The sequence below is a fragment of the Pantoea sp. GM01 genome, assembly GCF_000282675.1.
Taxonomy (GTDB): Bacteria; Pseudomonadota; Gammaproteobacteria; order Enterobacterales; family Enterobacteriaceae; genus Pantoea; species Pantoea nemavictus.
The window spans coordinates 1-10,299 of sequence record NZ_AKIU01000093.1 but is presented as its reverse complement, the minus strand read 5'-3'; the positions used below and the strand labels follow the sequence as shown (position 1 = coordinate 10,299).

At 57.9% G+C, this 10,299-nt stretch carries 8 protein-coding genes and 1 pseudogene; 6 read left to right on the top strand and 3 right to left on the bottom strand.

Annotated elements, in window-relative coordinates:
* Positions 1-88: 88 nt before the first annotated feature.
* Positions 89-1,117: a zinc-binding alcohol dehydrogenase family protein gene (locus PMI17_RS23755; RefSeq protein WP_036622205.1), complete on the bottom strand. Its 1,029-nt coding sequence runs from the start codon at positions 1,115-1,117 to the stop codon at positions 89-91.
* Between the two features lie 144 nt (positions 1,118-1,261).
* Between PMI17_RS23755 and PMI17_RS23750 the strand changes: the two genes are divergently transcribed.
* Positions 1,262-2,164 carry a GntR family transcriptional regulator gene (locus tag PMI17_RS23750; protein ID WP_007893749.1) on the top strand — a complete coding sequence of 301 codons (903 nt, stop codon included), beginning with the start codon at positions 1,262-1,264 and terminating at the stop codon, positions 2,162-2,164.
* A gap of 174 nt (positions 2,165-2,338) precedes the next feature.
* Positions 2,339-3,690 (top strand): annotated as a pseudogene (locus PMI17_RS23745) (MFS transporter).
* A gap of 105 nt (positions 3,691-3,795) precedes the next feature.
* On the opposite strand, the gene PMI17_RS23740 reads toward PMI17_RS23745, so the two are convergent.
* Positions 3,796-4,704 (bottom strand): LysR family transcriptional regulator, encoded by a 909-nt coding sequence (locus PMI17_RS23740; RefSeq protein WP_007893746.1) that lies wholly within the window; start codon positions 4,702-4,704, stop codon positions 3,796-3,798.
* A gap of 2 nt (positions 4,705-4,706) precedes the next feature.
* Positions 4,707-5,762, bottom strand: a complete 1,056-nt coding sequence (locus tag PMI17_RS23735; RefSeq protein ID WP_007893739.1) for a dipeptidase — start codon at positions 5,760-5,762, stop codon at positions 4,707-4,709.
* 198 nt (positions 5,763-5,960) lie between these two features.
* Here PMI17_RS23735 and PMI17_RS23730 point away from each other — a divergent pair, with 198 nt between their 5' ends.
* From PMI17_RS23730 to PMI17_RS23715, 4 genes are read left to right on the top strand one after another with little or no spacing between them, the layout of a single operon-like run.
* Positions 5,961-7,556 (top strand): ABC transporter substrate-binding protein, encoded by a 1,596-nt coding sequence (locus PMI17_RS23730; RefSeq protein WP_007893736.1) that lies wholly within the window; start codon positions 5,961-5,963, stop codon positions 7,554-7,556.
* The gene (locus tag PMI17_RS23725; RefSeq protein ID WP_007893733.1) at positions 7,556-8,566 is read left to right on the top strand and encodes an ABC transporter permease; all 1,011 of its coding nucleotides are present in this window, start codon (positions 7,556-7,558) and stop codon (positions 8,564-8,566) included. The genes PMI17_RS23730 and PMI17_RS23725 overlap by 1 nt, the downstream gene beginning before the upstream one ends.
* Entirely contained in the window at positions 8,563-9,462 is a 900-nt protein-coding gene (locus PMI17_RS23720; protein ID WP_007893731.1) for an ABC transporter permease, read from the top strand. The genes PMI17_RS23725 and PMI17_RS23720 overlap by 4 nt, the downstream gene beginning before the upstream one ends.
* Positions 9,463-10,290 carry an ABC transporter ATP-binding protein gene (locus PMI17_RS23715; protein ID WP_007893728.1) on the top strand — a complete coding sequence of 276 codons (828 nt, stop codon included), beginning with the start codon at positions 9,463-9,465 and terminating at the stop codon, positions 10,288-10,290.
* Positions 10,291-10,299: the final 9 nt, after the last annotated feature.

The window sequence follows — 10,299 nt, the reverse complement described above, 5'->3', positions numbered from 1 at the left end:
CCCCAGCCGATGGCGAACGAAAGTCGCTCAGCGCTTAACTGATCGGCATTACGCCATTTATGCCGACCGAACATGCTGGAGGAAGAGATTAACGCTCGAAGTGAATCACGCCCTTAATCAGTTCACGATTATTGATAACTTCAGATTCAAAGGTCTCCGCCAGCGTAGAGAAATCATAGTGACGATTCAGCATCATGTCGGCACGAAGCTGACCGTTCGCCATCAGTTCGCCGACTTTAGCGAAATCTTCCAGCGTGGCGTTGCGGCTGCCCATCAAGGTGGTTTCCTTTTTATGGAACTCGATGTCAGGAATCACCAAATCCCCTTTATGCAGGCCAACAAACACGACGGTGCCGCCGTGACGAATCAGTTTTACCGCACCGTTCATTGCCGCCGGGCTGCCGGTAGCATCGATCACTTTGGCGGCTAAGCGTCCGCCAAACTCCGTTTTCAGCTGCGTTTCAAAATCCTCTTCTAACGGATTCACTGTCGCCAAACCCAGCTTCTGCGCCACGTGTGCACGCCGCTGCTCGCTGGTATCCGCCACCACCACATTAGCGCCAGCCGCTGCGGCGATTGCCGCCACGCCGAGCCCAATCGGCCCGGCACCGACCACCAGCACCTGCTCATCCGCCGCCACCGCTGCACGGCGTACCGCATGGGCGCTGATGGCAAAGGGTTCAATCAGCGCCGCGGCTTCCGGATCAACCTCATCCACCGCCAGCAAATTGCTGGCAGGCACGCTAAGGAATTCGCAAAATCCGCCATCCTGATGCACGCCAATCACCGAGATTTTTTCACAGCAGTTGGTTTTGCCGCTCAGACAGGCATCGCACTGCTGGCAGGCCACATAGGGAATCAGCGCCACGCGCTGGCCCAACCGGAAACCGCTGACCGCACTGCCGAGTTCCACCACTTCGCCGCACAGCTCATGCCCCAGCACGCGTGGATAGCTGAAGAACGGCTGATTGCCGGCCCAGGCATGAATATCGGTGCCGCAAATCCCGGCGGCGATCGGTTTAATCAGAACGTCATGGGCGGCGGGCGTCGGTTTCGCGCGCTGCTGCCACACCATCTGGCGCGGCTCGGCGACTACCAGCGTTTTCATTGTTGTCATTGTTGTCATTGGCTTCTCCTATGCTGTTGTCGCAGTTATGGCGAAAATCGCCGACGACGACTTTTTGCGTTAGGGGAAGTGTGAAGCCAGGCGCTTTTTTTGGGCTTTGTATGGTTTTTAATAGATAAAAAACCGGAGACGCACATGAGCCGCAGCCAGAACCTTCGCCAAAACGTCATTAACCAAATGCTGGAGGGCATCGCCAAACGGCATATCCGTTCGCCGCTGCCACCGCAGGCGGCGCTGGCCGAAATGTTCAACATCAGCCGCACCACGGTGCGCCACACGCTGCAGCATCTGCATGATCGCGGCGTGCTGGAGAAGGTGGATGAAACCTACGTGATTGTGCGCGATCCCAGCGATGAAGACGGTTTTAACGCCCTGACGCCGCCAATCGATCAGCAGGCGCTACAGTTCGAACAGACCTTTTTCAATTTGATTAATCAGCGCCAACTGATGCCGGGCGACACCTTTAGCGAGCTGCAGCTGGCGCAGCAGGTGAAAGTCAGTCCGATTGTGGTGCGCGAATTTCTGCTGCGTTTTATGCGCTATGACCTGTTGGAGCCGGTCAAACGCGGCCAATGGCGCATGAAGAAGTTTGATCAGACTTATGCCGAAAACCTGTTTGAGCTGCGCGAAATGCTGGAAACCCATGCGCTGACCCGCTTCCTCAATCTCCCTTCGCAGGATGAGCGCTGGATGCAGGCGCGTGACCTGCTCGATCGCCACCGTTCGATGCGCGACACCATCGCCAGCAATTACCGCCACTTCGCCGCGCTGGATAAAGAGATGCACACGCTGATTCTCTCGGCCGCCAACAATCCGTTTTTTAATCAATCGCTGGAGATCATTTCAGTGATTTTTCACTCGCATTATCAGTGGGATGAAACCGATCTTAAGCAGCGCAATATCGTGGCCCTTGAGGAGCATATGGCGATTCTCACCGCGCTGATTAGCCGCCAGGATGTGGAAGCGTTGTGTGCCCTGCACAACCATCTCGGCACCGCCAAAACCTCGATGATCCGATCGATCCGTCAGTACAATTAAAAACCGATTAAAAACCACAAAGCATTAGCTCCCGCACGAATCTGAAACAACTCCGCAACATCCCGATCTGAATGCTTCTAGTCTCGAAGTCAATCCGTTGGGGCAGCACCGTTTCGCTGCCACAGGATCCCATACAAACGCATAACGATAAGTACCCAGATCCGGGAGGTCGCAATGGAAAATACTTCGGCTCGTGGCCGCGAAAACGCGCCACTACCCGCTGCAGACGGGCAAGATTTTATCCCGGCACGCAGTGACGTGGTGCGCTCGCCGCGCCTCAAAAAGATTCAAATTACCGCCATGTTGCTGCTGCTGTTTGCCGCCATGATTAACTATCTTGACCGCAGTTCACTCTCCGTCGCCAACATGACGATTCGCGGCGAGCTGGGTTTATCCGCGACCGAAATTGGTTTACTGCTCTCGGCGTTCTCACTGGCTTACGGCTTAGCGCAGCTCCCCTGCGGCGCGCTGCTGGATCGCAAAGGGCCGCGCATCATGCTGGCGATTGGCATGTTCTTCTGGTCGCTGTTCCAGGCGGCTGCCGGTTTAGTGCATAACTTCACCCAGTTTATTGTGGTGCGTATCGGGTTGGGTATCGGTGAAGCGCCGATGAATCCGTGCGGCGTAAAGGTGATTAACGACTGGTTCAACATTAAAGATCGGGGCATGCCGATGGGCATGTTTAACGCCGCCTCGATGATTGGTTTATCCATCGCGCCACCGATTCTGGCGGCAATGATGATGGTAATGGGCTGGCGCGGCATGTTTATCACCATCGGCGTGCTGGGCATGTTCCTCGCTGTTGGCTGGTATCTGATGTATCGCGACCGCGATAACAACACACTGAGCGGTGAAGAGATTCACTATCTGCAGGCGGGTAGCGTGGCATCACGCAAGGAGCCGCTGAGTTTTGCCGAGTGGCGCGGGCTGTTCAAGCAGCGCACCATGTGGGGCATGATGATTGGCTTCAGCGGCATCAACTACACCGCATGGCTGTATATCGCCGGCTGCCGGGCTACCTGCAATCGACTTACAACCTGGATCTGAAAAGCACCGGTTTACTGGCGGCGATTCCGTTCCTGTTCGGCGCGGCGGGCATGCTGCTGAACGGTTATGTGGTCGATGCGCTGGTACGGCGTGGTCATGATGCGGTGAAGGTGCGTAAAATTTCCATCGTCAGCGGCATGTTGCTGTCTGCCGCGTTTACCGCGTTTGTGACTCGCGCCACCGACACCACCAGCGCGGTGACGCTAATTGGTATGGCGCTGTTCTGCATCCACTTTGCCGGGACGTCCTGCTGGGGTTTGATTCACGCCAACGTTACGGCGCGCATGACGGCGTCAGTCGGCAGCATCCAGAACTTCGCCAGCTTTGTCTTCGCCTCGTTCGCGCCGGTGATTACCGGCTGGGTGCTGGATACCACCAAGTCATTTAGCCTGGCATTGATGATTTGCGCCGCCGTCACGGTGGTGGGTGCGCTGGCCTATTTGCTGCTGGTGCGCAAACCGATTACGGATGGGATTTGATTCAGCAAAGCGCCGCACATGCCGTAGCGGCGCGATTTATCGCGCATGTCGATGACCGCAAAATGCCCATTCGGGCAATGCGCAATAAATTTCGCCGCTACAGATTCAGCGCGTGAAAAACTGCGATTCACACTGGCGCGCTATCTCCCACAGCTTGTTACGAATCACCTGTTTCAGCTGCAGCGTCGATTGCGACTGCGGCTGATCGCGGCGACTGATTAACATCACTTCAAACGGCAGCGGCTGCGCCACCGGCAGCAGCTTGAGCTGGTTGGCATAACGGCAGGCGGTAAACAGATCGACAATCCCCACGCCGCCGCCCGCCAGCACCATATCGGCAATCACCGAATAGGTTTTGATCGACAGCGATACCGCAGGATTCAGCCCCTTATCACGCAGCGCGCGGTGCAGCACCCGGCCGAGCGGATCCTGATTCTGCATCATCAGCAGATTATTGGCGCACAGCCACTCCAGCGTTACCGGCTCATGATGCGTGTGATCGCGCGGTAGCAACGCTACCATCGATGACTGAAACAGCGGCTCTGCCAGTAAATCGGCTTCAACCTGCTGGCCGAACACCAGCGCGAAATCGAGCTGATTCTCCATGATCATGCGGCATAAGGTGCTGAAGTGCTCGGTAACCAACTCGACGCTGACCGACGCCGCCTGCTGCCGCCAGTTCACCAGCGCCGGCGCCAGTACCATCTGACCAAACGCGTGCGCAGCCCCGACGCGCACCGTTTGTCCTTCGCCGCGCCGCAGCTGTTCGGTTAATTGGGTAATTGCCTGTAAACGTTGGTAGATATCTTCCACTTCCGGCAGTAAGCGCCGCCCTTCTGCGGTGACGATCATGCCCTGCGCGCGCCGTTCAAACAGCGCAAAACCGAGCTGCTGCTCGGCGTGATTCAGCACCCGGCTGACATTCGGCTGCGACACATTAAGCAGGCGCGCCGCCGCACTGATGCTGCCGGTCTGCACAATCGCCTGAAACACTTCAATATGCCGCAGCCGCATGATTATTCGCCCCAGGTGGCTTCAAGTACGCGCAGCCAGTTGCCGTGGCAAATCTTCTCCAGCAGCGCGCGCGAATAGCCGCGCGCCGCCAGCGCCTGCACCAGCAGCGGGAATCCGGCTACGTCTTTCAGGTCGCCCGGCATGGTTGCGCCATCGAGATCCGAACCAAATCCGACGCCATCTTCCCCCACTTTTTCCAGCAGATACTCAACATGACGCACGATGGCATCAACGCCGGTTGGCGCATGGCGATCGCCATCTTCACGCAGGAATGGCACTGCAAAGTTAACCCCGACAAAGCCGTTGGTTTCGGCAATCGCTGCCAGCTGACGATCGGTGAGATTACGCGACTGCGCGCTTAGCACATGCGCGTTGGAGTGGCTCGCCACCAGCGGTGCATCGCTGATCTCTGCGGTGTGCCAGAAGCCTTTCTCATCCATATGCGACAGATCGACCATGATGCGGCGGCGATTACAGTCGCGCACCAGCTGCTTGCCCGCTGCCGTCAGACCGTTGCCGACATCCGGCGACGAAGGATAGAGGAACGGCACGCCGTCGCCGAACTGATTCGGACGACTCCACAGCGGCCCCAGCGTGCGTAACCCGCTGGCGTACAAGATATCGAGCAGCTCGCCGTTGCTATCCAGCGCTTCCGCGCCTTCCACGTGCATCACCACCGCTAACACTTGGTTTTCCATGCAGTGGCGGATATCGCGCACGCTGCGGCAAATCTTCACCTGCCCGTTCGATGCCTGCTCAATACGCAGCAGCAGCGCCAGCATGGAAAAGGTGGCGTCACGCGCTGAATTGATAATTTCCTGAGGAAAATCTGCGAGGTCTGGCGCACTTCTTGCAATCAGAGGATGGGACGGCACCCAGGTGGCGAAAATGCCACCTAACATATTTCCCTGACGGATACGCGGGAAGTCCATTTGGCCGCTTTTGCTGCCAGTGAAAAAGACATTAACCGCGTCCGGCTGATGGTGCTGCCACAGCTTATTCAGCACATCGTTATGGCCGTCAAAGACCGGAATATCGAGGGTAATCGAGTCAGACATGTTGGTCAGTTCCCTGTTCGTGGCAAAGCGCGGTACTGCCTGCTGGCGGAGCAAATTGCACCAAAAAAGGGCGAGCATCGACGCGTGAAACAAAAGGCTTAGAGCCGGTATTAATCCTCCCGCACAGGAGGAAAGTCAAGACAAAAAACAATCAAATAACAATTTTTTATTTTAATTATCAATCAGTTGGGAGTTTACATGGTTACCAGAAGACGTTTTCTTGCAGGATGCACTGCTGTACCTGTTGTTTCCTACCTCAGCCTGAATTCCACCTTTGCCGCCACGCCACCCAGCATGCTGGTCATCGCGATGCAGCTCGATAACATCACCAGCCTCGATCCGCACGAAAGCTTCGAAGCCACCGGCGGCCAGATCTGCGGCAACCTGTATCAACGTTTAGTCACGCCCGATCCGCAACAAGCCGACAAAGTGATTGGTCAGCTGGCGCAAAGCTGGGACGTCAGCAGCGATAACGGCACTTATACCTTCCATCTCGATCCGGCGGCGAAGTTCGCCGATGGTTCGCCGCTCACCGCTGAAGATGTGGCGTTCTCGATTGAACGTATCGTCAAGCTGGATAAGAGCCCGGCGTTTATTATCAACCAGTTCGGCTTTACCAAAGACAACGTGACGCAGCGGGTCACCGCCAAAGATGCACACACCGTGGAGATGAAACTCGGTGCGCCAGCGGCAGAAACCTTCCTGCTGTATTGCCTATCCGCCACCGTCGGCAGCATCGTGTCGAAGAAAGCCTGCCTGGCGAATCAGCAGAACAACGATTTTGGCAACGGCTGGCTGAAGCAGCATAGTGCCGGATCCGGGGCCTTTACCCTGCGCACCTGGAATGCCAGCGAAACGGTGATTCTGGAACTCAGCCCGCAATATGCCGCGCAGAGCAAAATCAAACGCGTGATCCTCAAACATATCGCTGACCCGGCGGCGCAGGCGCTGATGCTGAAAAAAGGCGATGTCGATGCGGCGTATGACCTCACCACCGAACAGTTGCTGCAGGTGAAAAACGACAGCAGCGTGGCGCTGGTGAATCAATCGCTGTCGGCCATCATGCTGATGTCGTGCAACACCAATAATCAGTACCTGAAAAAGCCGCAGGTGTGGCAGGCGCTGAAGTGGGCGCTGGATTACGACAGCATACAGAAAAACATTCTGTCGATGAGTTTTGTCACCCATCAGAGTTTCCTGCCGAGCGGTTTCCCGGCGGCGCTGGACGATACGCCATTCCACAAAGATCTGGCAAAAGCCAAAGCGCTGCTGGCCGAAGCCGGTTATCCGGACGGCTTCGAAATCACCCTCGATCACTACTCGATGCAGCCGTATCCGGACATTGCGCAGGCAATTCAAACCCAGCTGGGCGCGATTGGCATCAAAGTGTCATTGATTGCCGCCGAAAACCGTCAGGTGCTGACCAAAATGCGTGCGCGTCAGCATCAGCTGGCGTTGACCGTGTGGGGCGCCGATTACTTTGATCCCAACTCCAACACCGAAGCCTTCTGCGTCAACACCGATAACAGCGATAACGCGCGTGCGCGTACCCTGGCATGGCGCTGCAGCTGGTCAGATGAAGCGTTCAACAAACTGACCGAGCAGGCGCTGCACGAGCCGGATCCGGCGAAGCGTATTGCGCTCTACCAGCAAATTCAGCAACTGGGGCGTGAAAAAAGTCCGTTCATTTTCATGATGCAGAAGACCAAAAATGTGGCCACCAGCAAAGCGCTGGCTGATGTACACATGACCGTGCTGGAGCAGTGGCCGTATGCGCAGGTGAAAAAAGCCTGATGCCGTTACTGAAGAGAATCGTCAGCACCCTGGGAAGCCTGGTGCTGACGCTGTTTGGCCTGTCGGTTTTGACCTTTTTCATCGGCCGCGTCATGCCCACCGATCCGGTGCTGGCGGCGGTCGGCGATAACGCACCGCAATCGGTCGTGGAGCGCGTGCGGGTGGAAATGGGGCTGGATCAGCCCCTTTACGTGCAGTTTGGTCACTACCTCAATCAACTGCTGCATGGCGATCTCGGTAAATCGATCCTCACCTCCAATCCGGTGAGCACCGATATCGCGCGTTTCTTCCCTGCCACCATGGAGCTGGCAACAGCCGCCATCATCATCGCGGCGCTGATTGGCATTCCGCTCGGCGTGTGGGCGGCGGTACGCCAGAGTTCGTGGATCGACCAAACCATTCGCGTGATCTGTCTTGCTGGCCATTCGCTGCCGGTGTTCGTGCTGGCGCTGCTGAGCCTGCTGGTGTTCTACGCGGTGCTCGGCATTGCGCCCGGCCCCGGACGGCAGGACATCATCTGGCAGGATATGGTGCCGCAGGTTACCGGTTTCCTCACCATCGACTCGCTGCTGGCGGGTGAAGTTGACGCCTTTTGGGATGCGCTGGCGCACATGGCGCAGCCGGTGCTGATCCTGGCCTATTTCAGCATGGCCTACATCACGCGTATGACGCGCACCTTTATGCTCAACGCGTTGAGCGGCGAGTTCGTGATCACTGCGCGCGCCAAAGGGTTGTCGTCACGCCGGGTCATCTGGCGCCATGCGTTTCCCACCGTGGCGGTGCAGCTGGTGACGGTGCTGGCGCTGACCTACGCCGGCTTGCTCGAAGGCGCGGTGGTGACGGAAAACGTCTTCGCCTGGCCTGGCCTCGGCCAATATCTCACCACCTCATTGATGAACGCCGACATGAATCCGGTGGTTGGCGCAACGTTGCTGGTCGGCACCGTGTATGTGCTGCTCAACCAGCTGGCTGACCTTCTCTATCGACTTTGGGACCCGCGCGTAAAATGATCTTCTTCTCTCGTGACTGGCTGCTCGACGACACGCCAGCCAACCGTCGCCAGGCGGTGTGGGGCCGGCGTTATCGCCTGTGGCTGAGCCTGCGCAGCAATCCCCTGGCGATGGCCGGCCTGCTGGTGATTAGCGTGATGCTGTTTCTGGCGCTGTTTGCGCCGTGGCTGACGTCGTTCGATCCCGGCGCGCAGCATCTGGAAAACCGCCTCGCTGCGCCTTCTGCCGCGCACTGGCTCGGCACCGATGAGCTGGGGCGCGATGTCTGGACGCGTATTATCTACGGCGGCCGCACTACTCTCGGCATGGTAATCGCTGTGGTGCTGCTCACCGCGCCGCTCGGCCTGCTGATTGGCTGCATCGCCGGTTACGCCGGCGGCTTCATCGATAAAGCACTGATGCGCATCACCGATATCTTCCTCGCCTTCCCGCGTTTGATTTTGGCGCTGGCCTTTGTGGCCGCACTGAAACCGGGCGTGGAGAGTGCGATTTTAGCGATTGCCCTCACCTCGTGGCCGCCGTATGCGCGCCTGGCGCGCGCCGAAACCCTGCAGTTCCGCCACAGCGACTTTATCGCTGCCAGCCGTCTGACCGGCGCCTCGCCGCTGCGCATCATTCTGCGCCATATCATGCCGCTGTGCGTGCCGAGCCTGATTGTACGCATCACGCTGGATATGAGTTCCATCATCATTACCGCCGCCAGCCTGGGCTTTCTCGGCATGGGCGCGCAGCCGCCCTCACCGGAATGGGGCACGATGATCGCCACTGCGCGTCGCTTCCTGTTCAGCGAATGGTGGGTGCCCTTAATGCCCTGTATCGCGATTTTCCTGACGTCGCTGGCATTCAACTTTCTCGGCGACGGTCTGCGCGACGTGCTGGATCCTAAGGAGCGCTAAATGTTGGTGGAAATTGAGAATCTCCGCATCGCCTTCCGTTCACGCACCGAGACCTTTGAAGCGGTGCGCGGCGTGAGTTTTAGCGTCGGCCGCGAGAAGTTCGCCATCGTTGGCGAAAGTGGCTCTGGCAAATCGTTGACCGCGCGCAGCCTGATGCAGTTGCTGCCGGGCAATGCCGAGGTCAGCGCCGACGCACTGCGCTTTGATGGCATCGATCTGCGCGGTGCCAGCGAAAAAGTGCTGCGTAAAATTCGCGGCAAGCGCGTCGGTTTTATCCTGCAGGACCCGAAATATTCGCTCAATCCGGTGATGACCATTGGCCAGCAGATTGCCGAAGCCTGGCGCGAGCACAAAGGCGGCAGCCATAAAGCAGCGATGCAGGCAGCGATTGCGCTGCTGGAACAGGTGAAGATTCGCGATCCGGCCGCCGTGGCGAAACGCTATCCGCATGAAGTGTCTGGCGGCATGGGGCAGCGCGTGATGATTGCCATGATGCTGGCGCCCGATCCGGAACTGCTGATCGCCGATGAACCCACCAGCGCGCTGGATGCCACGGTGCAAGCCGAGATCCTCAAGTTGATTGACGAGCTGGTGTCAGCGCGCGGCATGGGGCTGATCCTGATTAGCCACGATCTGCCGCTGGTGTCGCACTTCTGCGATCGCGTGGCGGTGATGTACGGCGGTCGCATCGTCGAGCTGTTAGATGCCGGGCAACTGCAGCAGGCGCAACATCCGTATACGCGCGGTTTGCTGGCCTGTTTGCCCTCGCTGCGCCATCCGCGTGAGCGTTTGCCCGTATTGCAGCGCGATGCCGCATGGCGGGAATAATTGGCCAGG